Source organism: Cupriavidus sp. GW821-FHT02F09, from assembly GCF_059421605.1.
This window is the reverse complement of sequence record NZ_JBWKVH010000010.1, coordinates 1-24,781: the sequence shown is the minus strand read 5'-3', so window position 1 is coordinate 24,781 and position 24,781 is coordinate 1. Positions and strand designations below refer to the sequence as shown.

General features: G+C 66.7%; 18 protein-coding genes and 2 tRNA genes. 19 read left to right on the top strand and 1 reads right to left on the bottom strand.

Annotated features, from left to right (window positions below; translation table 11 throughout):
• Positions 1–5 precede the first annotated feature (5 nt).
• The 17 genes from AC07XB_RS13725 (at position 6) to AC07XB_RS13645 (ending at position 21,947) form a co-directional block, all read left to right on the top strand.
• Positions 6–4,757 (top strand): alpha-2-macroglobulin family protein, encoded by a 4,752-nt coding sequence (locus tag AC07XB_RS13725; protein ID WP_492828299.1) that lies wholly within the window; start codon positions 6–8, stop codon positions 4,755–4,757.
• A 7-nt stretch (positions 4,758–4,764) separates the two neighbouring features.
• Positions 4,765–6,522, top strand: a complete 1,758-nt coding sequence (locus AC07XB_RS13720; RefSeq protein WP_492828301.1) for a DUF2300 domain-containing protein — start codon at positions 4,765–4,767, stop codon at positions 6,520–6,522.
• Positions 6,519–7,343 carry a YfaP family protein gene (locus tag AC07XB_RS13715; RefSeq protein ID WP_492810565.1) on the top strand — a complete coding sequence of 275 codons (825 nt, stop codon included), beginning with the start codon at positions 6,519–6,521 and terminating at the stop codon, positions 7,341–7,343. Before AC07XB_RS13720 ends, AC07XB_RS13715 begins: the two co-directional genes overlap by 4 nt.
• Positions 7,344–7,429: 86 nt before the next feature.
• Positions 7,430–8,275, top strand: a complete 846-nt coding sequence (locus AC07XB_RS13710; protein ID WP_183037100.1) for a YfaP family protein — start codon at positions 7,430–7,432, stop codon at positions 8,273–8,275.
• 81 nt (positions 8,276–8,356) lie between these two features.
• Positions 8,357–9,538, top strand: a complete 1,182-nt coding sequence (locus tag AC07XB_RS13705; RefSeq protein ID WP_492374705.1) for an MGDG synthase family glycosyltransferase — start codon at positions 8,357–8,359, stop codon at positions 9,536–9,538.
• A 67-nt stretch (positions 9,539–9,605) separates the two neighbouring features.
• A complete protein-coding gene (locus AC07XB_RS13700) occupies positions 9,606–10,082 on the top strand; it encodes a hypothetical protein (RefSeq protein WP_183037099.1) in 477 nt (158 codons plus the stop codon).
• A gap of 167 nt (positions 10,083–10,249) precedes the next feature.
• Positions 10,250–11,368 carry an acyltransferase family protein gene (locus AC07XB_RS13695; RefSeq protein WP_492374706.1) on the top strand — a complete coding sequence of 373 codons (1,119 nt, stop codon included), beginning with the start codon at positions 10,250–10,252 and terminating at the stop codon, positions 11,366–11,368.
• Positions 11,369–11,662: 294 nt separating this feature from the next.
• A complete protein-coding gene (locus AC07XB_RS13690; RefSeq protein ID WP_492810561.1) occupies positions 11,663–12,901 on the top strand; it encodes a GTP cyclohydrolase II in 1,239 nt (412 codons plus the stop codon).
• Positions 12,898–14,220: a URC4/urg3 family protein gene (locus AC07XB_RS13685; protein WP_492374707.1), complete on the top strand. Its 1,323-nt coding sequence runs from the start codon at positions 12,898–12,900 to the stop codon at positions 14,218–14,220. The genes AC07XB_RS13690 and AC07XB_RS13685 overlap by 4 nt, the downstream gene beginning before the upstream one ends.
• A gap of 116 nt (positions 14,221–14,336) precedes the next feature.
• Entirely contained in the window at positions 14,337–14,996 is a 660-nt protein-coding gene (gene upp, locus AC07XB_RS13680) for a uracil phosphoribosyltransferase (RefSeq protein ID WP_174427839.1), read from the top strand.
• Positions 14,996–15,712 (top strand): TetR/AcrR family transcriptional regulator, encoded by a 717-nt coding sequence (locus AC07XB_RS13675; protein WP_043355603.1) that lies wholly within the window; start codon positions 14,996–14,998, stop codon positions 15,710–15,712. Before upp ends, AC07XB_RS13675 begins: the two co-directional genes overlap by 1 nt.
• Positions 15,702–16,709, top strand: coding sequence for a BMP family protein (locus AC07XB_RS13670; protein WP_492828303.1), 1,008 nt, complete (start codon positions 15,702–15,704; stop codon positions 16,707–16,709). The genes AC07XB_RS13675 and AC07XB_RS13670 overlap by 11 nt, the downstream gene beginning before the upstream one ends.
• A gap of 107 nt (positions 16,710–16,816) precedes the next feature.
• On the top strand, positions 16,817–18,409 hold the full coding sequence (locus AC07XB_RS13665) for an ABC transporter ATP-binding protein (RefSeq protein ID WP_492828305.1): 1,593 nt from the start codon (positions 16,817–16,819) through the stop codon (positions 18,407–18,409).
• Positions 18,399–19,490 (top strand): ABC transporter permease, encoded by a 1,092-nt coding sequence (locus AC07XB_RS13660; RefSeq protein WP_492810554.1) that lies wholly within the window; start codon positions 18,399–18,401, stop codon positions 19,488–19,490. The genes AC07XB_RS13665 and AC07XB_RS13660 overlap by 11 nt, the downstream gene beginning before the upstream one ends.
• Positions 19,487–20,452: an ABC transporter permease gene (locus tag AC07XB_RS13655; protein WP_492828318.1), complete on the top strand. Its 966-nt coding sequence runs from the start codon at positions 19,487–19,489 to the stop codon at positions 20,450–20,452. The genes AC07XB_RS13660 and AC07XB_RS13655 overlap by 4 nt, the downstream gene beginning before the upstream one ends.
• A 36-nt stretch (positions 20,453–20,488) precedes the next feature.
• A complete protein-coding gene (locus tag AC07XB_RS13650) occupies positions 20,489–21,760 on the top strand; it encodes an amidohydrolase family protein (RefSeq protein ID WP_492374711.1) in 1,272 nt (423 codons plus the stop codon).
• A 100-nt stretch (positions 21,761–21,860) separates the two neighbouring features.
• A tRNA-Leu gene (locus AC07XB_RS13645) sits at positions 21,861–21,947 on the top strand.
• A 255-nt stretch (positions 21,948–22,202) separates the two neighbouring features.
• On the opposite strand, the gene AC07XB_RS13640 is transcribed toward AC07XB_RS13645, so the two are convergent.
• Entirely contained in the window at positions 22,203–23,291 is a 1,089-nt protein-coding gene (locus AC07XB_RS13640; protein WP_492374716.1) for a sterol desaturase family protein, read from the bottom strand.
• Positions 23,292–23,860: 569 nt separating this feature from the next.
• On the opposite strand from AC07XB_RS13640, the gene AC07XB_RS13635 reads away from it, so the two are divergent.
• Together AC07XB_RS13635 and AC07XB_RS13630 are read left to right on the top strand one after the other, a co-directional pair.
• Positions 23,861–24,640, top strand: coding sequence for a hypothetical protein (locus AC07XB_RS13635; protein WP_492828307.1), 780 nt, complete (start codon positions 23,861–23,863; stop codon positions 24,638–24,640).
• A 66-nt stretch (positions 24,641–24,706) separates the two neighbouring features.
• Positions 24,707–24,780: transfer RNA gene (locus tag AC07XB_RS13630), tRNA-Arg, on the top strand.
• Position 24,781: the final 1 nt, after the last annotated feature.

Sequence of the window (24,781 nt, the reverse complement as noted above, 5' to 3'; positions counted from 1 at the left end):
AGACGATGCTTGTCGTCATGACGCGCGCAAGCGCGCTTCTGCGTTCCTCCATCCCCCGCATGCTGCTGGCGCTTGCCTTGCTGGCAGGCACCCAGGCGGCAGGCGCCGCCGAGCGGCCGAGCGCCACGCTCGACACGGTGCCGTCAAGCGGCTATAGCGCCTTCCAAGGGCAGCCGTTCTTCCTGCTGTCGGACGCCAGCTACGGCAGCGACCAGACGGCGCAGGTGCGCCTGGAAGCCCCGGGCCGCGAATACAAGAGCGAGCTGCAGCGCTACGGCGGCGCCGACATCCTCGTGTACCGGGTCGCCGATCCGATCGCCTTCTTGAAGGCACAAAAGAACCTGCACCGGATCGACGTCAAGGCGAACTACCGCGGCGAAGGGCTGGCCAATACCTTGTCCTACCTGTGGGATAGCTGGTACAAGCAGGCGCGCCGCGCATGGCAACGCGTGCTGTCGTTCGCGACCCGCAGCAAGGCGGTGGAGGACGCGCCGCAGTTCAGCATGGGTGACCAGATTGCCCAGCCGACCCGCTTCGAGAACAACCCGCAGTACGAGCCGCTCAAGGGCTATGACGTGGTCGAGCGCTTCCGCTACCCGATCTGGGACGCCAAGGAAATCGCGCCGCCCAAGGACGTCAAGCTGGAAGGCAGCAGCAGCGAATTCCTGCCGCGAGACGCGGGCAACGTGATGGTGCCGCTGGGCAAGCTCAAGCCGGGCCTGTACATCGTCGAAGGCATCATCGGCACCTACCGCGCCCATACCTTGCTGTTTGTGTCCGATACCGTGGCCATTACCAAGAGCACCGGCAACGGTATGCTGGTCTGGGCCGCGCAGCGCAAGAGCGGCCGCCCGGTTGCCGGCGCCAGCCTGGCCTGGACCGATGGTCTCGGCGTGCTCCAAAGCGCCACCACTGGCGCTGACGGTGCGGCAGATCTGGCCCACGCCAGCCCGGAGCGCAGCTACCTGCTGGGCGTGGATCCGGCCGGCGGCGCGTTTATCTCGGAAAACTTCTACTACGACAGCGAGATCTACAACACCAAGCTGTACGCCTTCACCGACCGGCCGCTGTACCGTCCCGGCGACGAAGTCCGGGTCAAGTTCATTGGCCGCAATTTCCGCAATGCCACCGAATCCGGCCCCGCTGCGCCCGGTGATATCAAGCTGGAGGTGCTGGACCCCAACGGCGCGCCGCTGGCCTCGGTCGCTACCGCGCTGGCCGCTGACAACGGCGCCGACGCGCGCTTCACGCTGCCCGCCAATGCCCTGGCCGGCGGCTATACGCTGCGCTTCGACTACGGTGGCAACACCTACGGCGGCGCCTTCCGTGTGGCCGAGTACATCAAGCCGCATTTCGACGTGAATCTTGCGTTGGACAAGGCCGACTATGCCACCGGCGAGGCGGTCAAGGGCAAGATCCAGCTGCGCTATCCCGACGGCAAGCCGGTCAAGGACGCCAAGCTGTCCGTCAGCCTGCGCGCGCAGCAGGTGACGATGGTGGAGGGCGAGCTGCTATATGCCGGCCTGTTCCCGGTCAAGCTGGAGCAGCAGGAACTGACCACCGACGGCAGTGGCAATGCCGCGCTGGTGCTGCCTGCCGCCAAGGATCCGAGCCGTTACGTGGTGACGGTGTTCGCCAACGACGGCGCGGCCTATCGGGTCAAGGTCACGCGCGAACTGCTGATCGCGCGTGGCGCCACGCCATACAAGCTGACAGCGCCGGCCAACTTCACCAACCCGGGCCAGAGCGTGACCTTCCAGTTGCAGGCGCTGGCCGCAGGCGGGCAGGCCTCGGCGCAGGCGCCGGCCAAGTGGGAACTGGTGCGCCTGGAGTCCCGCACCCGCAGCGAAGGCGCGCTGAGCCCCGCCGCCAACGGCACTGTGTCGTTCCCGGTCAAGTTCGACCAGCCGGGCTCGTACACGCTCTCCGTCAAGGACGGCGCGGGCAATCTGCTGGCCGCCGCTAGCCACTGGGTGGCCGGCGAGGGCCTGCAGACCGTGCCGGGCAATATCGAGATCGTGTTCGACCGGGACCGCTACCGCATCGGCGACACGGCCGAAGCGCTGGTGACGTTCCCGCTCGCCGTCGAGGATGCCTTGCTGACGCTCGAGCGCGACCGGGTGGAGCGGCGCGGCCTGCTGTCCAAGGGTGGCGACTGGCTGTCGCTGGAGAAGGTCACCGACAAGCAATGGCGGGCGCGGATCAAGGTGGGTAACGATTTCAGCCCCAATATGACGTTCTCCGTGCTGTACGTGAAGGACGGCGACTACGTGTTCCAGAACGCCGGCATTGCCGTGGTACAGCCCACGATCGAGCTGGTGGTCAAGAGCGACAAGCCTGTCTATGCCCCCGGCGAGACCGTCACGCTGGACCTCACCAGCGCCTTCAATGGCAAGCCCGTGCCGGCGAATCTCACCGTCAGCGTGGTGGACGAGATGGTCTACGTGCTGCAGCCTGAAATCGCCCCGAGCATCGTCGACTTCTTCTACCATCCGCGCCGCAACAGCGTGCGCACCACTTCCAGCCTGAACTTCATCGGCTACGACCTCGCCGTGTCGGGCCAGCCCGGCGCCGGTGGCCCTGAGCGAGGCCGCTATAACGAGCGTGGCGTGAAGGTGCTGGAGCGCCCACGCCGTGACGAGAAAGACACTGCCGCGTGGGAGGCCAACCTGCGTACCAGCGCAGACGGCCGCGCGCGCATGAGCTTCACCATGCCTGACTCCCTGACCCGCTGGCGCATCACGGTGCGAGCGATGTCTGCCGACGGCATGGTAGGGCAGCGCACCGCCAGCATCCGGTCCGACAAGGGCCTGTATCTCAAATGGACCGGGCCGCAACGCTACCGCGCCGAGGACGCGCCGCGCATCGACATGGTGGCCTTCAACCAGGGTGAGCAGGAGGTGGCCGCGGACCTCGTGGTGATCGGCGCCGGCCTGAACATCAACCAGAGCGTGACGCTCAAGCGTGGCGCTAACTACGTGCGCCTGCCGGTTGCGCAGGGCGCTCTGCAGGGTGGCGTGGTCAATGCGGAGATCAAGCTGCAGGGCAAAGTGCTGGACCGCCTGCAGACCACGCTCACGGTCGAGCCCACCGGCTGGCTCTCGCAGCGCGAGCTGACGCTGCCGCTGGCAGGTGCCAATGCCGCGTTCAAGCTGCCGGCGGATGCGCAGGACATACGCCTGCGCTTCGTCGATGGCGCTGCCAGCCAGTTTGCCCGCGTGGCGGACGACCTGCTGGCCTATCCCTATGGCTGCACGGAGCAGACCGCCAGCCGGCTGATTCCGCTGGCATTGGCCCAGCGCAGCCTGGCCGCCACCGGCGCGGACACGGGTGGTGGCACCCAGGGCATCGACGCGCTGCTGCGCACCCAGCGCCAGCGCCTGGCGCTGCTGGCTGGGGTCAATGGCCAGTTTGGGTGGTGGGGCGATACGGTGGGCAATAGCGCGCTGCTGACGGCGTATGCCTATTACGCCGACTGGCTGGCAACGCGCGCCGTCGGCATCAGCCTGCCGCCCGATCACTGGAAGCGCACGCTGGAAGCTTACAAGCAGGCCATGAAGGAGCCGCTGCTGCACCGTGCGCTCGCGCTGTGGTTCATCAACGAGATGGGCTTGCCGGTGGCCACGCAGCTCGGTGGCGTGGCCGGCGAGCTCGCTCGCCCCGGCGCCGACGCGCCTGGCGCGGCCGTGGGCGAAAGCCTGGTGTTTGCCGCACCGGATTCGCCGCAAGGCCGCCGCGTGGCGACCGTGCTGGCCGCGCAGCTCTACAAGCAGATCGGCCAGCCGATGCCGGAAGGCCTGGCCAGCGCCGCCGAGGCCGCGCGTCTGACGTTGGCGAGCGATCCTTCGCCGCTGGTGCAGAGCCTGCTGCTGATGGCGGGCAAGGGCGCGGCCACTTCCGACGTGCAGGCGCTGCTGGCCCGCGCCGGCGCTGCCTCACCGACGATTGACCGGGCCGTGACGCTGGTGTGGCTCAACAAGGCCCTTGGCGGCGGGCTGGGCCGCGGGCTGGCCGGCGAGGGCGATCCCGCGCTGCGCGTGCCGCAGGGCAACTGGAAGGCTACGCGCAGCCCGCTCGGCCTGCCGGAATGGCGCTGGAGCGGGGCGCAACTGCCTGAGACGCTCGCGCTTACCGTGCCGCAGAACATGGATGCGGCTTCGCAGTCGTTCAACACCAATGCCGTGGTGTCCTACCGCAGCCGTGCCCAGGAAGCCTCGCGCCTGCCGATCGGCATCGAGCGCAAGCTCTATCGCCTGGTGCCCACGAGCGATGGCGCAGCGAAGGACGGCAAGCCAGCCGAAGCCGCCGCGGCGGGTACGGCCGGCCTGAGCTTCTCGGCCAAGCCGGTCAAGCCGGGCGACAAGCTCGACAGCAACACGCTCTACGTCGATGAAATCGTGCTGAGCCCGCGCCAGGGCACCTATCGCTACGGGCTGGTCGAAGCACCGCTGCCGCCCGGCGGCGAGGTCGAGGGCACGACGTGGGGCCTGCGGATCGACGGCTTGCCCGATCCAGACAATAAGGTCACCGGCCTGCAGCCGTTCCAGCGCGCCGTGACATACGAGATGGGCATGCTGTCGTATCACCAGCCGGTAGTCTCGCTAGAGCGCCCGGTGGTGCTGCGCCAGCTGGTGCGCTTTTCGCTGCCAGGCAAGTTCAACCTGCCCCCGGTGCGCTACTTCCGCATGTACCAGCCAGATGCCAAGGCCCTGCAAGGCGACGGCAAGACGGCGGGTTTCCCCTTGACGGTGGAGTGAGGCGGGCATGAACGGCGCAGCGCGCATGGCCGCCGGCCGTGCCTGGTGGCGACGGCTTGCGGTGCTGGCCGCCGTGGGTGCGGCGTGCGCCGGGCCGGTGCTGGCTGCCACGCTCGCGCCCGCCGAGCCCCTGCGCTTCGCGCGGCTCGGGGGAGCGGACGCGCAATTGTTCGCCCTCGACGGCAACGCCGCCGCGCCCGCTGCCACGCCATTGCCTGCCAGCTTGCAGACCCCATTGGGCAGCGTGTGGAAGCTGTTCGTCTATGGCTACCTGGTCGGCCGCGACAAGCCATCCGATGACTACACCTGCCGTGGTGGTGACCCGGAGGAGGTTTACTGCTGCACGCCCGGCCAGAGCATCGACCGCGAGCGTGCGCTGATTCAATCCTGCGGACGCTATTTCGAGCCGCGGCGGCTGGGTTTGTCCGCTGCCGACTGGCGCCGTTTCTGGAAGGAGGCCGGCGCACCCGCGTGGCTGCAGGACATGCGGGCGATGCAGCCCGCTCGCAACGTGGCCGTTGCCGATCTGCTCGCCGGGCTGCATGCCGTGCCCCCCGCCGCGCAACAGGCAGCCGCCGCGACGCTGGTATCGGTACTGACGGTGGGGCGCGGCGAAGGCACGCTGGCCAACTATGGCAGCCTGCTGCGCGCCAAGACGTGGACCATGCCGGACCCGGCGCGGCCGGGCGCATCCATCGGCGGCGCGGCCGGCTGGCTTGCCGATGGCAGCCCGGTCTGGCTGGGCGGCCCCGGCGCCAGTGCCAATGTGCTGCGCCGTGCGGCGCCCCGCCTGCAGCCGTTGCTGGCCACCGTGCCGGTGCCTGATGATGGCGCCTGCGTGCTGGTCGATATGTTCGAGCGCTATGCGCTGCGCGATCTGCAAGCCGCCGGTACCGGTACCGGCAATGGCACCGGCGCAAGTCGCCAGGCCGTGGCGGATGGCCCGCTCAACGGCACCTATCGCGCCGAGTTTGCCAATGGCAACACCCTGCGCGTGGAGAGCCGTGGCGAACTGATGCTGCTGCGCAAGCCCGGCGCCGCGCCGCGCGTAGTGGGCCGTTTCGGTCTCAATGACTACGTGGCGCGGGTGGTCGAGCGCGAGGGCGACACCACCGAGCCCGAGGCCGCCCGCGCCCTGGCGGTGGCCGCGCGCAGCTACCTGATCCAGCAAGCCACGCGTGAGCAAGGCTGCTTTCATATTGCAGATAGCAGCCGCACCCAGCGTGTGCTGCCACGTGCACCTACCGCCGCGGCGCGGCGTGCCGCTGATGTGACCGATGCGCTGGTGTTGTCCGGCGTGGCCGTGCGTTATCACCACGACGCGAGCGGCCAGGGGCGCATGGCCTGGCTGGAGGCCCGGCGCGCGGCCGGGCAGGGGCAGTCGTTCGATGCCATCCTGGCCCGCTGGTGGCCTCAGGCCACGCTCACCTCGTTCCAGAGCCCCGTGGCCGGCGATTGCCTGGCGGTGGCCAATGCGCGGCAGTGGCTGGCGCAGCGCGCGCCGCACTGGGAGCGCCGGCTGGCGGCGGAGCCGGGCTATGAAACGCCGCCGCTGCCCGCAGTGTGCGAAGTGCGCGAAGGCCGCCCTTATGCCGATGCGCGTCGCAACCGGCTCTATATCCACCGGCTGGCCAGCGAGGACGACCGCATTGCGCTGGCTCATGAATATCTCCATCTTGCATTTGCCCGCCACCCGCGCGGGCAGGACGAAGGCTTTGTCGAAGCCATGGCACGCAAGCTGGTACGTACGCAAAACCCATCATGAATCTCACCCGTAATCTGTCCTGCAACTGGCGCCACGGCGTGCTGGCCCTGGCCTGTGCCGCGGCGCCGCTGGTGGCCGCGGCCGAGCCGGTTGCCGATCTGGACGGCCCGGTGGGCGGCTGGCGCCACGGCGGCTTGTCCAACGAGCTCGAGCGCTATACCGCCGCTTATCCCAAGCCGCCGGTGGACCGGGGCACGCAGAAGTACCGCACGCTGATCGAGGGGCGCCTGCGCAAGGTCGGCAAGGAGGGCCGCAAGCCGCCCACGCTGGTGGTCAACGGCACGGCCATGCCGCTGTATGCCGACGAGCAGGGGCGCTTCGCGCGGCCGTGGGCGTTTGGCCGGGGCTCCAACAGTGTGGAGATCGTGTCCGCTGATGGCGCCTCGCGCCAGCGCTTGCAGTTCTACGAGGCCGACGCGACCAAGATCCAGGCCAAGCTGCGCGCGGTGTTGACCTGGGACGATCCCAAGGCCGAGGTCGACCTGCATGTGATTTCACCTGACGGTGGCCATGCCTTCTTTGCCAGGCCCTTGCTGCCGGAAGGGGGCGGCCTGGACGTGGATAGCGTGGACGGTGCGGGGCCGGAGATTTTCTCGAGCGCGGCGCCGCGTCCCGGGGTGTGGTTGTTCTATGTGAACTACTGGGGCAATTTCAACGCCGACGGCTACAACTTCGAGAAAGGCAAGAACGATCGCGACCTGATTACCGCCAAGCTCACGCTGATCTACAACGAGAACACGCTCAATGAAAAGCGTGAGACGCTCGTGGTGCCGCTGCGCAAGCTGGGCGAACTGGCGCTGATGAAGTCGGTGCGCTTCTGATCCGACACATCGATCAGGCACACTGATAGCCAGACCGACGCCTAGCCAGAAAGCAGTCGCAAAGAACGCAGGAAGGAACCGTGGATATGCAGCACTCGCCGAAACTAGCCTTGATCAGCCTGACCCTGCCGGCATTGTTGCTGGCCGGCGCCGCGCGAGCCGACGATGCCATCGAGTTCACCACGCCGCGCAATGGCTGGCGCAACTCGGCCGGTGATGCTTCGGCCTATACGCAGGAAGTGCATTACCCGGCGGTGGCGGTCTCCACGCGAGCCGGGCAAGCCGCCAGCGCCATGATTGCCGGGCGCATCCGCGCGGCGCCGAAGTCCGAGGCGGATGCCGCGAGCGCCGCGTCTAGCCCCGCACCCGGCGGGCGCGGGCGGCGCGGTGGCGGCTCGGTTGCCACCCTGGTGGTCAACGGCGTGGCGATGCCGCAGCGGGTTGAGGAGGATGGCCGCTTCTCACGGCCCTACGCCTTCTCGGGCGGCAGCAACAGCGTGGAGATCCGCAGTGCGCAGGGCGCCAGCAAGCGCGTGCAGTTCTACGACGGCTACCAGGGCAAGACCCGTCCGCGCCTGCGCGTGGTGCTGTCCTGGGACAGCGATCAGACCGACCTGGACCTGCATGTGGTGGCGCCCGACGGCCAGCACACCTTCTATGCGAATCGCGTGGCCAGCAACGGCGGCGCGCTCGATGTCGACGTCACCACCGGCTATGGCCCGGAGATCTATTCGATTGCCGCGCCGCCACCCGGCACCTACCTGGTCTATGTGAACTACTACGGCAGCGGCGCCGGTCCCGAAGCCATTACCGTGGCGCAAGTAGCGCTGATCACCGATGAAAACACGCCCAACGAAAAGCAGCAGGTGTTCCGCGTGCCGATGCGCAAGCCCGGCGAACTGACGCTGATCAAGTCCTTCGTCATGAAGTGAGCACCGCGCCGAAACTCTCCAGCACCCCAGCGTCCCGGCACCTCCGGGATCACCCCGGCAGCCCAATCTCCCACAATCCCCATGCAGCAGCAGAAGATCCTGTTCCTCAGTGTTTCCGCCGGCGCCGGCCACATGCGCGCCGCTGAAGCACTGCGTCTTACCGCCGAAGCCGAATTCCCCGGCGTGCAGACGCTTCACCTGGACGTGATGGAATACGTCCCGGCCACGTTTCGCAAGCTCTACACCGACTTCTACATCAAGCTGGTAAACAGCTATCCGGCCCTCTGGGGCATGCTGTACCAGCACACTTCCGAGGCCGACCCGGCAGCGCCGATGCAAAAGCTGCGGCGCGCCGCCGAGCGGCTGAGCACGCGCGCGCTGCGCCGTGCGATCGACGAGTTCGCCCCGGATGCCATCGTCTGCACGCACTTCCTGCCCGCCGAGATCCTGATGCATGAGGTGCGCCGGCAGCGGCTGGCGGTGCCCGTGTGGGTGCAGGTGACGGACTTTGATCTGCACGGCATGTGGGTGATTCCCCATATGACGGGTTACTTTGCCGCCAGCGAGGAAATCGCGTTTCGCATGCGGGCCAGCCGGATCGAGGCTGGCCGCATCCATACCACAGGGATTCCGGTGGTGCCGGCGTTTTCCCATCCGCAGGATCGCCAGGCCTGCGCACAGCATTTCGGGCTCGATCCGGCAAGGCGCACCATCATGCTGATGGGGGGTGGGGCAGGCCTTGGCGGCCTTGATGAAGTGGCCGGCGCGCTGATGCGGCTGGAGCACGATTTCCAGCTGATCGTGCTTGCCGGGCGCAACGAGACCGCGCTGGCGCGGCTCAAGACCCTCGCCGCCGCACACTCCGGGCGGCTCTTTCCCTTCGGCTTTACCAATGAGGTGGAGCGTCTGATGGCGTGCTCCGATCTGGTCATCACCAAGCCCGGCGGCCTGACCACGTCCGAATGCCTGGCGATGGGCGTGCCGATGGTGGTCAATGCGCCGATTCCCGGGCAGGAAGAGCGCAATGCCGATTACCTGCTGGAGCAAGGCGCCGCGCTCAAGGCGGTCGACCTGGTATCGCTCGAATACCGGGTGCGCCTCTTGCTGGCGGAGCCGGCGCGGCTCGACCAGATGCGTGCGCGGGCTAGCGCGCTGGGGCAACCGGCGGCGGCGCGCCGCGTGCTGGAAACCGTGCTCGGGCAATTGGCGCGGTGCGGCCAGCTAGCCGGCCACGGCGGCGCGGCTGCGACGGCGGCGCGTTGAGATGCGCGCGCTGAACCTGTCTTCTTCCACCCGGCACGCGGGCCAGTCCTATCCGTCGCGCCATCCGATGGTGCTGGTGCTGACCGTGGCGTGGACCCTGCTGCTGGCCTATTTCTTCGCTAACGTGGAGATCCAGATCGAGGGCGCCGCGGGCTGGGCGGCCAACCTGCCCACCTGGCGCATCGAGCATCACTGGCTGCTGGATATTTTCTGGGGCGGGCGCCCGATGACGGGGTATCACGCGTGGGTATTCCCCTGCGTGGCGCTGTTCTTCCATTTTTCACTGGTGTTCGGCGGGCGCTGGAACTGGCGCGCCGAGGCGCGCGTGATCGCCTGCATCATGGTGTTCTGGATCAGCGAGGATTTTCTCTGGTTCGTGCTGAACCCGGCATTCGGGCTGGCGCGCTTTGCGCCGAGTTTCGTGCCCTGGCACATCCACTGGTGGGCCGGCGCGCCTACCGATTATTGGGTTTCGCTGGGCGTGGCGGCGGCGTTGCTCTGGCTGTCATGCAGGGGGCCGGTGGGGAATCGTTACAGTTTTTAGGCAAATGCAGTCAATATGCTGTTTGGTGCATATGTTGCGGCGCAATGTGTGACCAATACAACGCTTCTCGCCATTTTGCGGCGGTGCATCGTGGCCCGTTTTGGCGCCATCCTGTTTCCTGGGAGTAGAATCCGGCCCTTGTGTACTTTGTAGCATTCTTATAACAAATGAGCCCCCGTCCTTCGCGCATGGCGTGCATTGACGCTCTCAAGGCGATCAGTTCACAGCTGATCGTGCTGCACCATCTTGCCTTCTATGGCCCCATGTCCGATGCGGCCCACGTGCTGGCGCCCGGTCTGCTCGACTGGTTTTCGCAGTACGCGCGCATCGCCGTGCAGGTGTTCCTCGTCATCAGCGGCTTCCTGGCGGCGCGCAGCGTGGCGCCCGGCGGGCATTTGATGGTGCCGCGCCCCTTGCAGGCAATCTGGCGCCGATATCAGAAGCTGGTGGTGCCCTATACCGCGGCTATCTTGATTGCCATTGCCGGTGCCGCCATCGCGCGCACCTGGATGCATCACGACTCCATTCCCGGTGCCCCCGGCCTGCACCAGTTCCTGGCGCATGTGCTGCTGCTGCACAACGTGCTGGACTTCGATGCCTTGTCTGCCGGCGTCTGGTATGTGGCCATCGACCTGCAGTTGTTCGCCTTGTTGATGGTGGCGTTGTGGGCAGCCCGCCGCTGCGAGCAATGGTTTGACGTGGGCGGCAGCCCGATGGGCCCGCTGGCGGTGGCCGGGCTGGTGCTGGCTTCACTGTTCTGGTTCAACCGTGATGCCACATGGGATATCTGGGCGATTTACTTCTTCGGCGCCTACGGCTTGGGCACGCTGGCCTTCTGGGCATCCGAGCCTGAGCGTTCGCCGGTGGCACTGCTGGTGTTGTGCACCGTGGTGCTGGCAGCGCTGGTCGTGGATTTCCGGCTGCGCATCGCGGTGGCGCTGGCCATCGCGCTCCTGCTCGGCACGGCGCGCCGTGGCGGTTGGCTTGAGCACTGGCCGCAGGCCCAGTTCCTGGCATTTTTCGGGCGTATTTCCTACTCGGTGTTCCTGGTGCATTTCCCGATTTGCCTGGTGGTGAATGCCCTGGTCTTCCATCTGGCTCCGCACCAGCCCCTCCTCAATGCGCTCGGCATGGTGCTGGCCTGGCTGCTCAGCAACGCCGCGGGGGCATTGTTCCATCGCTACGTGGAGAGCGGTGCGCCGTTGCGCGCATTGCGCCTGGCGCTGTGGCCCGCTGCCCACGAGCCGGTCCAGCGGCAGGAGGCGGGGCAGCAACGGTCAACCTGACCGACCGATAGCCCCGATAGTCCCGATAGTCCCGATAGTCCCGATAGCGCTTTCGGTTTATCCGAAGGCATAGCCAGCGGCACCCGGCCCCAGCGGCCCGGTGCCGCTTTTGCATGGTGCCTATGCACCAGGACTGGTGCTGGCCGAGGCGCTTGCGCACAGGCACGGTGCGCAAGCGGCATCGTGCGGCGTGCAACACAAGGTAAAAACGAGCATTGGGATATGGCACGAAGGTTGCCTACTATGGAATCGTAAACCTGACCGTTTGGTCAGGATTCTTGTTCCGAGGCTGCCATGTCCGATCATATTGTCCTGACCTCGCACGCGCGCCGCGACAAGCCGGCCGAGCCAATCCACTGGGGGGCCGCCACGGCAGCGGAGCGCGGCCCCGTGATCGCAAGCCTGACCAATCCGGCTCAGCGCAATGTGATCGGCACCCATTCCGGCGCATACGCGGTTTACCGCGCGCTGGCGGTGGCCTCCGGCAAGCTGCAGCGAGACCACCGCGCTGATCTCACCGATACCTCGCCGGCCGAGGTCATCGGGCCTCACCCGCAGTGGAGCGATCCGGACAAGATCGTCTCGATGGATCCCTGGGGCCACCTGGTTTCCAGCGCCTTCGGCGACCGGATCGCCGCGGGCATCGACATCCGTCCCTCGATCGCCATTACGCGTGCCCACATCAATATGCCGGAACTGATGGGCGCCATTGCGGCCGGCCGGCTCACACCCGACGGGCAGATCCTTCATGCCAATGGCGACGTGCGGGTCACCAAAGCCGCGATCGATCCGGTCTGGTACCTGCCGGGGCTGGCGCGCCGCTTCGAGATCAAGGAGAGCATGCTGCGCCGCAGCCTGTTCGAGCAGACCAGCGGCATGTTTCCGGAACTGGTCACGCGCCCCGACCTGAAAGTGTTCCTGCCGCCGATCGGCGGCATGACCCTGTACTTCTTCGGCGATGTCAGCCAGCTTGGCAAGCCCGAGACCAAGGTGGCCTGCCGCGTGCACGACGAGTGCAACGGCTCGGACGTGTTCGGCTCCGACATATGTACCTGCCGGCCGTACCTGGCCCACGGCATCGAGGTGTGCATCGAGATGGCGCAGCAGGGCGGTGTGGGGCTGGTGGTCTATAACCGGAAGGAAGGCCGGGCGCTGGGCGAGGTGACCAAGTTCCTGGTCTACAACGCCCGCAAGCGCCAGGTTGGCGGCGACCGGGCCGAGACTTATTTCGCACGCACGGAATGTATCGCCGGCGTGCAGGACATGCGCTTCCAGGAACTCATGCCCGACGTGTTCCACTGGCTCGGCATCAGGCGTATCGACCGCTGGGCTTCGATGAGCAATATGAAGCACGGGGCGCTGACCGCTCAGGGTATCGAGGTGGTCGAGCAGGTCGCGATTCCCGATGCACTGATCCCGGCCGATGCCCGCGTGGAAATCGACGCCAAGGTGGCGGCTGGCTACTTCACGAGCTATACCCCGCCCGACGCGGAAGAACTTGCGCTGGCCAAGGGTAGAGGACTGCACGAATGAACGAGATACCCGAAGCGGGTGGCGTGCGCGGCGCCGCGAATCCCTTCATCAACGGCGAGGATGATGCCGGTGGCTGGGCCAGTCCCGTGCCGCCGGGCCATCCGGCCGCCGCGTTGCTCACCGGCCAGGCGGTACGCACCCGCTGCGCTGCCGTGACGGATCATGTGGCAGCCGGCGCGTCCGAGCTGTTTACCTGGCATCCGGAGCGGATCCCGGCAGTGGCCGATTACGTGGCGGCCACCATCCGCCAGCGCTATCCCGACCTCAACGTGCCGTACCACAGCCGCTGGCGTCATTTCGAGAGCGGCGGCCCTGGCGAGAAGCTGGACCGCTGGCAGATCCTGTGCGAACGCGGCGGGCTCTCCGGCGAGGCCGACCGTGAGGAGCGCGCCCGCATCGGCATCGACCTGGTGATTCCCAGCGTATTGCTGGATGCCGGCGCAGGCCCGGACTGGCGCTATCGCGATCCTGCCAGCGACCTGTCGCTGACGCGCTCCGAAGGGCTCGGCGTGGCCAGCTTCGACCTGTTCGCGCGCGGCGGCTTCTCCGCCCAGCCGGGGCAGCCGCTGCGCTCCGATGCCGAGCGCCTGATGCGTATCGATGCGTCTTCCATCGCAACCGCGTTCCAGGTGGCCCAGCACAACCCGCTGGTGGGCCTGGATGGACGCGCCGGGCTGTTGCGCCGTCTTGGCGAGGTGGCGCAAGCCACGCCAGCGGTCTTTGGTTCGCCGGCGCGGCTGGGCAACCTGTTCGACTACATCAAGGCGCATGCCAGCTCTGGGCGGATCGAGGCCGGCTTCGTGCTTACCACGCTGCTGGTGGCGCTGGGGCCGGTATGGCCCGGGCGCGTGAGCCTGGAAGGCGTGTCGCTGGGCGACTGCTGGCACCACCCGGCCTGTACTGATGGCCTGGTGCCTTTTCACAAGCTGACCCAGTGGCTCACCTACTCGCTGCTGGAACCGCTGGAAGATGCCGGCCTGACCGTGACCGGGCTGGAGGTCCTGACGGGCTTGCCCGAATACCGCAACGGCGGGCTGCTGTTCGACTTCGAGCTGATGGTGCCGCGCGACCCTGGCTTCACTGCCGTGGCGCACACGGTGGATGAGCCGGTTATCGTGGAATGGCGCGCGCTCACGGTGACGGGACTCGACCTCGTGGCCGCGTCCGTGCGCGAGGCGCTCGGGTTGTCGGCAGAGTCGTTCCCGCTGGCCCGCGTGCTGGAGGGCGGCACCTGGGCCGCGGGGCGGCGCATTGCCGCCAAGCGCAGGCCAGGTGGCCCGCCGCCTTTCGCCATCAACAGCGACGGCACGGTGTTCTAGCGGGTTTGCCAGACCCGCGCCACAGCAAACAGCAAACAGCAAACAGCAAACAGCAAACAGCAAACAGCATGAGCAACCAGCAAGTGCTATCCGCTACCGCCCTCCAGGAGCGCATCATGACCGACCTCTCCGCCGTACCGCCCGCCACTGCGTCCGTGATGGTAGTGGATCATCCGCTCGTGCAGCACAAGGTCACGCTGGTCCGCAGCGAAGACACCACCACCGACAATTTCCGCCGGCTGGTGCGCGAGATCAGCCAGCTGCTGACCTACGAGGCGACCCGCGACCTGGCGATGGAGACCATCGCCATCAAGACGCCGATCGCGCCCATGCAGTCGCCGGTGCTCTCGGGCAAGAAGCTGTGCCTGGTGTCGATCCTGCGGGCCGGCAATGGTTTCCTGGATGGCATGCTGGACTTGCTGCCGGCCGCGCGGGTCGGGCATATCGGCCTGTACCGCGACCCGGAAACGCTGGAGCCGATCGAGTACTACTTCAAGATGCCGGAAGACATCCATGAGCGGCTGGTGATCGTGGTCGACCCGATGCTGGCTACCGGCAACTCCGCCATCGCCGCGCTCAACCGCTTGAAGGAAGCCGGCGTGAGCACGCTCAAGTACGTGTGCCTGATCGCTTCGCGGCAGGGTTTGAAGGCCTTGCGAGCGGCGCACCCCGACGTTGCCATCGTCACCGCGGCCATTGACGAGGAACTCAACGAGCACGGCTACATCGTGCCAGGCCTGGGCGACGCCGGCGACCGCCTCTACGGCACCAAGTAATGGGAGCGCCGGCTACGGCGCCACCGCCATGCTTTCCGCCGCCGCGGGAAGTGGCGGGGGGGCGCATCCGCCAGGAGAACGAGGCGCTGATCTTGCGCGCGGCCGAATACGTGTTCGCCCGGGCCGGGTTTGCCGGCGCGACCATGAACGAGATCGCCACGCGCGCCGGCGTGCCGAAGTCCAACCTGCATTACTACTTCCGCACCAAGCAGGCGCTATATCGGGCCGTGCTGGCGCATACGCTCGCGCTGTGGCTGTCCGAGACCGACATCATCGGCGCGGAGCAGCGGCCCCAGGTGGCACTGGAGCAGTACATCCGCGCCAAGATGCGGCTGTCTGCCAGCCATCCGGATGCCTCGCGCGTGTTTGCCAACGAATTGCTGCACGGTGCGCCGGAGATCCGCGACGTGCTCAGCGGTGCGCTGCGCGCGCTGGTGGCGCGCAAGGCCGGCGTGATCCGGGAATGGATCGCGCGCGGCGAGATGGCCAGCGTCGATCCGCAGCACCTGTTTTTCACAATCTGGGCCGCCACCCAGACCTATGCCGATTTTGAGTCGCAAGTTTGCGCCGTGCTTGGGGTGAGCCACCTGGGCCAGCGCGATTATGAACAGGCCACCGACCACCTGGTGCGGCTTTTGCTGCGCGGTTGCGGGCTGGAACCGGCTGGCCTGGCCGTGGAGTTATCGTCAACAAGGGGAGAGAGCCATGAGTTTTGAGGGTAAGCGCAGGTCCTGGTTGAAATTCGCGGCGGCTGCCGCCAGCGTGGCCGCACTCGGTGGCGTCGTGCCGGCGCAGGCGCAGGCCAAGCTGAAGGTGGCGGCGGTATACACCGTGCCCGTCGAGCAGCAATGGGTGTCGCGCATTCACAAGGCGCTCAACGAGGCCAAGGCGCGCGGCGAGATCGACTATGTGTTCTCGGAAAGCGTGTCCAACGCCGACTATGAGCGCGTGCTGCGCCAGTACGCGGAGCAGGGCTCGTCGCTGATCCTGGGCGAATCGTTCGCCGTCGAGGCGGCCGCGCGCAAGGTGGCCAAGGACTATCCCAAGACTGCGTTCCTGATGGGCTCTTCCGGCAAGCCGCAGGCGCCTAACTTCTCGGTGTTCGACAACTACATCCAGGAGCCGTCCTACCTCACTGGCATGATCGCCGGCGGCATGACCAAGACCAACCATATCGGCATGGTGGGTGGCTACGCCATCCCCGAGGTCAACCGGCTGATGCACGCCTTCATGGAAGGCGCGCGCGAGGTCAATCCCAAGGTCAAGTTCACGGTCAGCTTCATCGGCTCGTGGTTCGATCCGCCCAAGGCCAAGGAAGCGGCCTTCGCCATGATCGACAAGGGCGCCGACGTGCTCTACGCCGAACGCTTTGGCGTATCCGACGCCGCAAAGGAAAAGGGCAAGCTGGCGATCGGCAATGTCATCAACACGCAGCCGCAGTATCCCGCTACCGTGGTGGCCTCGGCGCTGTGGAACATGGAGCCCACCGTGGGCGCCGCGCTCGGCAAGGTCAAGGCCGGCCAGTTCAAGAGCGAGGACTACGGCCCTTATTCGCTGATGAAGTTCAAGGGCGCGGAGCTGGCGCCGCTGGGCACGTTCGACGGCAAGGTGCCCGGTGACGTGATAACCAAGGTCAAGGCGAAAGAGAGGGCGATCCTCGATGGCAAGTTCGCGGTGAAGGTGGTGGAAACGGAGCCGAAGTCGTCGCAGTGAGGTGGCCAGAGCCACTTGAAGTGCCCGGCTGCGTTTGCTCCCCTCGCCCTCGTTTTGGGCTAGGGGAGCAAACCGTCGACGCTTTTAAACGCCATCATCAGCCATCCATGTCCACCCCTATCCTGCGCCTTGCTGGCATTACCAAGCGTTTCGGCCCGCTTGTGGCCAACGACGATATCTCGCTGGAGTTGCAGCGCGGGGAGGTGCTGGCCTTGCTGGGCGAGAACGGCGCCGGCAAGAGCACGCTGGTCAGCATCCTGTTCGGGCACTACGTTGCCGACGCTGGTACGGTGGAGCTGGACGGCCAGCCGTTGCCGCCCGGCCAGCCGCGTGCGGCACTGGCGGCCGGCATCGGCATGGTGCACCAGCATTTCACGCTAGCCGACAATCTTTCGGTGCTGGACAACATCATGCTCGGCACCCAGCCGCTGTGGCAATGGCGCCTGGAACGGCACGCCGCGCGCGGCAAGGTGCTGGCCCTGGCTGAGCGCTTCGGCCTGGCGGTGCGCCCACAGGCAAGGGTCGGCGAGCTGTCGGTGGGAGAGCGTCAGCGCGTGGAGATCGTGAAGGCGTTGTATCGCGGCGCCCGCGTGCTGATTCTCGATGAGCCGACTGCCGTCTTGACGCCGCACGAGGCCGAGACGCTGTTCTCCACGCTGGCGCAACTGATCGCCGAAGGATTATCAGTGATTTTTATCAGCCACAAGCTTGACGAGGTGCTGCGTGTTTCCGACCGCATCGCGGTACTGCGCGGCGGCAAGCTGGTCGCGCAGTGCGCAGCGGCGCAGACCACCAAGGCTGAACTGGCGGAGTTGATGGTCGGCCGCGTGGTAGCGATGCCGGAACGCGCGGCGCGGCCGAGTGTCGAGGATGGCGCCAATGGCAACGCGGCGCCACCCGTGTTCGCGCTGGAGCACGTAGGCGCGCGCGCTGCCAACGGGCGCGCGCTGCTGCGCGAGGTCAGCCTGCAGGTGCGTGCCGGCGAGATCGTCGGCATTGCCGGTGTCTCAGGCAACGGACAGGCCGCATTGGCGGAGCTGGCCAGCGGTACGCTGGAGGCTAGTGAGGGGCGTGTCACCTTGGCAGGCAAGCCGATGCCCGCAAAGCCCCGCGCATGGATTGGGGCCGGCGTGGCACGCGTGCCGGAGGATCGCCATGCGATCGGCGTGGTGGGCGATCTTGCCGTGTGGGAGAACGCCGTTAGTGAACAACTCAGCGAGCCGCGCTTTTCGCGCTGGGGTGTCATCCGGCGCGCCGCCGCGCAGCGCTTCGCGCGGGACCTGGTCGCGCGTTTCGATGTGCGCACCGCCGGCATCGATGTGCCGGCGCGAACCATGTCGGGCGGCAATATGCAAAAGCTGATCCTGGGCCGGGCGCTCTCGGTGCGCGGCGAAGGCAGCGCGCCAAGGCTGGTGGTGGCCAGCCAGCCAACCTGGGGACTCGATATCGGCGCGGTGGCCTATGTGCGCGCCCGCCTGCTCGAGGCTGCGCGCGAAGGCGCTGCCGTACTGCTGATCTCGGAGGACCTGGATGAGCTGCACGCGCTGGCCGATCGCATCGCTGTGATGCATGCCGGACACCTGACCGAAGCCCGGCCTACGGCGGCGTGGACGCTGGGCGAGCTCGGCCTGGCCATGGCCGGCTCGGGCGGTGGCCAGCACGCGCAAGCGGGCAAAGAGGAGGTGCTCCATGCGGCTTGAGGCCCGAACCGGCGTTTCGCGCGTGGCCATGCTGGCGGCGCCCATCGTCGCCATCCTTGCCACGCTGCTGATCTGCGCCTTGCTGGTGCGCTGGGCCGGCGCACCGGTGGGACGTGCCTATGCGCTGCTGCTGGAAGGCGGCTTCGGCTCGCGTTTTGCGTGGTCGGAAACGCTCACGCGTGCCACGCCGCTGATCCTGACCGGTTTGTCGGTGGCGGTGGCCTTTCGTGCGCGGCTGTTCAATATCGGTGCGGAAGGGCAACTCTATCTCGGTGCGCTGGCCGCCGTGGCGGTTGGCGGTCAGGTCGATGGCGCGGTTGCGCCCTGGGCGCAGCAACTGCCCATGGGCTTGCTCTTTGTCCTGATGGTGGTGGCGGGCATGCTGGCCGGCGCCATGTTGTTGCTTGGGGCCGCGTGGCTCAAGACCCGGCTCGGTGTGGATGAGGTGGTCACGACCCTGCTGGCCAATTTCATCGTGCTGCTGTTTGTCTCGATGATGCTCGATGGCCCGATGAAAGACGCCACCGCGATGGGCTGGCCGCAATCGGTGGCGCTGGTGCCGGAGCTTGAGCTGGCCAAGCTGGTGGAACGCTCGCGCGTGCACAGCGGTTTGTTGCTGGCTTGCGCGCTGGCCGTGATTCTGTGGGCGGTCAACCGCTTCACGGTGTTTGGCCTGCAGATGCGGGCGGTAGGCGCAAATGCACGGGCCGCGGCCTTCGCCGGCATGCCGGTGCGCAGGGTGACGATGTGGGCCGCGTTGTTGTCCGGCGGGCTTGCGGGGCTGGCGGGCGTGGTGGAGGTGGCCGGGCGCACCAGCTACCTCACGCTCGATATTTCTCCCGGCTATGGCTATGCGGGCGTGGTTATCGCCATGCTGGCGGGGCTGCATCCGCTTGGCGTGGTGGCGGCGTCGGTGTTCGTGGCCGGGGTGTTGGTGGGGGCGGATGGCATGAGCCGCGCGGTGGGCGTGCCCAACAGCATTGCCGACGTGATCGTGGCGGTGGCGCTGCTCGCGATGCTGGTGGCGACCATGCTGACACGCTACCGCATCCGCTTCGATGCCCCGGGTAAGGTGGCCTGATGGAACTGCTCGATATCGTGGCCTCGGCGCCCTTCTGGATCGCGGTACTGCGCGTGGCTACGCCGCTGATCTTCGGCACGCTGGGCGTGCTGCTGTGTGAGCGTGCCGGCGTACTCAACCTTGGCATCGAGGGCATCATGGTGGCTGGCGCTTTCGGTGGCTGGCTGGCCGTCTATCACGGTGCGCCGCTATGGGGCGGGGTGGCGGTGGCAGCCGGTGTCGGGCTGGCCTTCGGGCTGCTGCATGGCTGGCTGACCGTGAGTCTGGCGCTGTCCCAGCATGTGGCTGGGCTGGGCGTGACCATGCTGGCCACCAGCCTGTCCTACTATGCCTACCGGCTCGGCTTTGCCTCGGTGTCCGCGCCGCCCACCATCACGCCCTTTGCCCCGATGCACTGGATCGGCGGCATTCCGCTGATCGGCGGTATGTTGAGCCCAGTGTTTGGCGAGGAGACCGCATTGACGCTGCTGGCGCTGGGGCTGGTGCCGGTGGTGGCCTGGCTGCTCTACCGGACGCCGCTCGGGCTGGCCGTACGCATGGTCGGCGAGAATCCCGCCGCGGCGCAGGGGCAGGGGATTCGCGTAGGCGCGATGCGTATCGGTGCGATCATGGCGGGCTCCGCCCTGATGGCCGTGGGCGGCGCGTTCCTCACGCTATCCGCGTTCAACGCATTCTTCTTTAACATGATCAACGGCCGGGGCTGGATCTGCGTGGCGCTGGTGGTGTTTGCTTCGTGGCGGCCGGGCCGCGCGCTGGCCGGCGCCTTGCTGTTCGCCGCCTTCGACGCGCTGCAGCTGCGCCTGCAGCAAAGCGGCGCCAGCCTGCCCGGCTTGCCGCCGCTGCCTTACCAGCTTTACTTGATGTTGCCGTATATGCTGTCGATCCTCGCGCTGGTGCTGGTGGCGCGCCGCGCCGCCTACCCACAGGCGCTGATGAAGCCCTATCGCAAGGGTGAACGCTGATTCCAGGCAAGCAATCATAATGACAAGGCCCGCACCATGCTCGACCTGATCCTACGCAACTGCACGCTCCCCGATGGCCGCGCCGGCATCGACATCGGCATCCTGGGCGATCGCATCAAGGCGGTGGAACCGGCGCTCAAGGCGCCTGCCGCTGCCGAGGTCGATGCTGCGGGGCAACTGGTGACGCCGCCATTTGTCGATGCGCATTTCCACATGGACTCGACGCTGTCCTACGGCTTGCCGCGCATCAACCAGTCCGGCACGTTGCTCGAAGGCATCGCGCTATGGGGCGAGCTCAAGCCGCTGCTGACGCAGGACGCCATCGTCGAGCGCGCGCTGGCCTATTGCGACTGGGCGGTGGCCAAGGGCCTGCTGGCGATCCGTTCGCACGTCGATGTGTGCGACCCGCGCCTGCTTGCCACCGAGGCGCTGCTGCATGTGCGCGAGAAGGTCCGGCCTTACCTTGACCTGCAACTGGTGGCCTTTCCGCAGGACGGCGTGCTGCGCGCGCCGGGCGCGCTCGACAATCTCAAGCGGGCGCTCGGCATGGGCGTGGACGTGGTGGGCGGCATCCCGCATTTCGAGCGAACCATGGCTGATGGCGCCGAGTCCGTGCGCATCCTGTGCGAGCTGGCCTGCGAGCGGGGCTTGCGGGTGGACATGCACTGCGACGAGAGCGACGATCCGATGTCCCGTCATATCGAGACGCTGGCCTGCCAGGCCGTGCGCCTTGGCTTGCAGGGCAGGGTGACGGGCTCGCACCTGACCTCGATGCATTCGATGGACAACTACTACGTCTCCAAGCTGATCCCGCTGATTCGGGAGTCGGGCGTGGCGGCCATCGCCAACCCGCTGATCAACATCACACTGCAGGGCCGGCACGATAGCTATCCGAAGCGGCGAGGCATGACCCGTGTGCCGGAGCTGCTGGCCGCCGGCGTGCCGGTGGCGTTCGGCCACGATTGCGTGATGGACCCGTGGTACAGCCTGGGCTCGGGCGACATGCTGGAGGTGGCGCATATGGGGCTTCACGTGGCCCAGATGACCGGGCAGGACGCCATGCGCGCGTGCTTTGCTGCCGTCACCGAAACGCCGGCGCGCATCCTCGGCCTGGAAGGCTATGGCATCACGCCGGGCTGCCGGGCCGACCTGGTGCTGCTGCAGGCACGCGATGCGGTCGAGGCGATCCGGCTGCGCGCCACCCGCCTGCTGGTGTTGCGGGCCGGCAAGGTGGTGGCGAGCACGCGTCCCGCCACGGCCACCTTGCACCTGGATGGCAGGCCTGGGCACGTCTGTTTTCAGCCTTGATCGCGGCCTCCAAAGAAATTTCAGGGCAGGAGTTGACAGCAGATTCCGTGTTCTGCATAATGTCGTTCTTCGCGGCGCTGCGGCAAAGCAGCAAAACGAAGCCCAGATGGCGAAATTGGTAGACGCACTAGGTTCAGGTCCTAGCGGTGGCAACACTGTGGAGGTTCGAGTCCTCTTCTGGGCACCAAGACTCGATGAAAAAGGCCGTTGCTTATGCAGCGGCCTTTTTCTTTTGTGCCGCGCTTTCATGCGGTTGCTAGCCAGGCGGCATCCGGCACATTTCAGGGCGCCGCCGCCCATGGCGGCCTATTCTTCGCGCTCCACGCACGCCACTTGGTCTCGCCCCCATCCGCGATGGGACGGCGGCCGGCATAAAACATCGCCGACCTGCGGGGCTTCGAGCCCGGGTGGGCGTACGTCGATGCCAGCATGCCGAACCGTCTTATGCCTCGTCGTCCTTGCGTGCTGGTGGCATCGGCCGGAAGGGGAATAGCTGCTGGCGCACGAAGCCGTCCGGCATGTAGTCGCCGACTACGCCGTATTTTTCGGGGAAACGCTTGCCGGATTTCACCGCGGTGCCAAACAGGTAGTCGAGAAAGGCATAGTGCGCCGAGTAGTTCTTGTCGATCGCCTCGTCATCCGACGCATGGTGCCAGTGATGGAAATCCGGCGTGACCACCAGGTAGCGCAGCGGGCCCCACGGCAGGTGGACATTGGCGTGGTTGAACACCGCCTGGAAGCCGACGATGATGATGTACGCGTCGATGACGCCCTTGTTGAAGCCCAGCACGTAGAGCGGCGCCAGCACCAGCACGCGCGTGAACACCAGTTCCAGCATGTGCTGGCGCGAGCCTGCGAGCCAGTCCATGGTCTTGGTGCTGTGGTGCACGGCGTGGAATTTCCACAGGAAGGGCACCTCGTGATACGCGCGGTGGGTCCAGTACTGCGCCAGGTCGGCCGCGAGTATGCACAGCAGCAGTTGCAGCACGAAGGGAATGCCACCCACGAACGCATGCACGCTGTCGCGCACCAGCCAGCCGAACAAGCGGAAGATCAGGAAGTTGACCGTCAACAGGATCAGGCCAACGATGAAGTGGTTGACCGCGAAGTGCACCAGGTCGGTCTGCCATTCGCGCCGGAATACGGCCTGCCCGCGATAGAGCGGGAACATCTTTTCGATTACTACGAAGATCAGCGTCGAGCCGAGCAGGTCGAGGATGAACCAGTCCAGGCCGATGTACGGCGTGTGGTCCGGGAAGTCGCCCACGGCTACGCGTGAGCCGCCCAGCGCCACCGCCAACGCTACCAGTGCGAATGCCGCGGCGTTCAGGCTGCGCTTGCGGCCCAGCACCAGGTTGCTCAGCGACATGCCGCCGGACACCAGCAGCGCGGCAAACAGCACGTGACGCAACACGTCGACCGAATACTTGTGGCGTAGCTCGGGCGTGGTCAAGTATTGCGGGAAATGGAAGGCAATCACGCCCAGCAGGCTCAGCCCGCCCAGGGCCAGCGCAAGGATGGCGGTGATCATGCCGCGCCCGGCTTCGAGCTCGCCGCTGCTGCCCAGCAGTTCGCGGGTCTCGCGCAGGACGTTGTGCACCGGGGCGATCGGCAATTTGCCGGCGGCGCCGTTCTGTTTCATTTTTGAAGCATCGGGCTCGCCAGGATTGCCAGGCCTGTCAATGGGGTCGTTGGTCATCAGGATCTTCCGCTGTTCCGTTGTTTCGCTTCTTCTTGTGCTGCTACGGCAGGCTCGCCGGGCTTTCGTCCTGCGTCCCGGCGGCCAGCCGCGATCCTAGCGGAGCGCCCCCGGTTTGCATAGCGATGTGGCGAGCGGGCGGAACGTGCCGGCCGCTCGCCAGGCAGCCCTGTACGGCGCCGCACGCAAGGCGCGCCCAGCCCCTAACGCTTGCGCCTTGTTTGACCTATGCTCAAAAGCAGAGTCGACATGGTTCATTTCAGCCAGGGGTTGCAGTCATGGCCAGGAGTGTGTCATCTGCGAGCGCGACGCAGGGTGGTGCAGGCACCGCAGGGACCAGGCTTTGCACATACGCTGCCCATCCCCATCCTTGCCGGCTTTGTTGCTGCTCGATCCTTGCTATGTTGGTGGCCTCCCTGGCGCAGGCCGAAGAGCGTCCCTCCGGCAGCAACGCTGGCCTCGGCTGGGATCAGCTCGAACCCGATTCAGTTGCGCAACTTGCCAGCGAATCCCAGTCGCCGGTGGCGCCGGCCAGCGGTGGCGATGTGCAGGCACCGCTGGTCGCGTCGATCGGCAAGTGGTCCTCCTGGGGCGGCAGTACTTCAACTGCATCGGCTCCGCCCAGCGCGGACAACGATGCCCCCGGGCTTTCGGCGGCCTTGCGCGATCCGGTTTATGCCGAACCCGTCAGCCGGCCGCGACACGCCGAGTTCTTCCTGCGGCTGGACGATGCCACTTCGGCCACCGGGCTTGTTGGCGGCCGGATGCAAAGCATGGCGCTCGCGCTGGATACCGTATTGCCTCGCAGCGGCGGCCTGACGATACAGCCGCGCTTGCAACTCGCCTATCAGCCCGGCCTCGATAAGAACGCAACCGGTTTTCTCTCCGGACAGCCGGCGGACGCAAGCGCCGCGGAGGTGGTGGTGCGGGTCTACCGGACGCAGCCAACCCGGCTGACCGGCGTCGGCGGGGTCTACCCCTTCGTCGAGGCGGATCTTTGGCAGGACCGCAAGCAGGTGATCAATATCAATGGCACCCGCATCGATCCCGACATGTTGCGTGGGCTGCTTTCCGTCAACCTTGGCGCGCACGGCAGCACGAACGGGGGCGTCAAGCTCTGGGTCAAGCTGAAAGCCGGGCGCAATCCTGGGGGCACGCTGGGCGCGCGCTATCGCTGGTAGCCAGGGCGGGCGGGCAAGAAGGGGCTTGCATTTTTCTCTCACTGCGCTAGAATGCCGTCTTCGCGTGCGGCTGTAGCTCAGTTGGATAGAGTACTTGGCTACGAACCAAGGGGTCGTGGGTTCGAATCCTGCCAGCCGCAC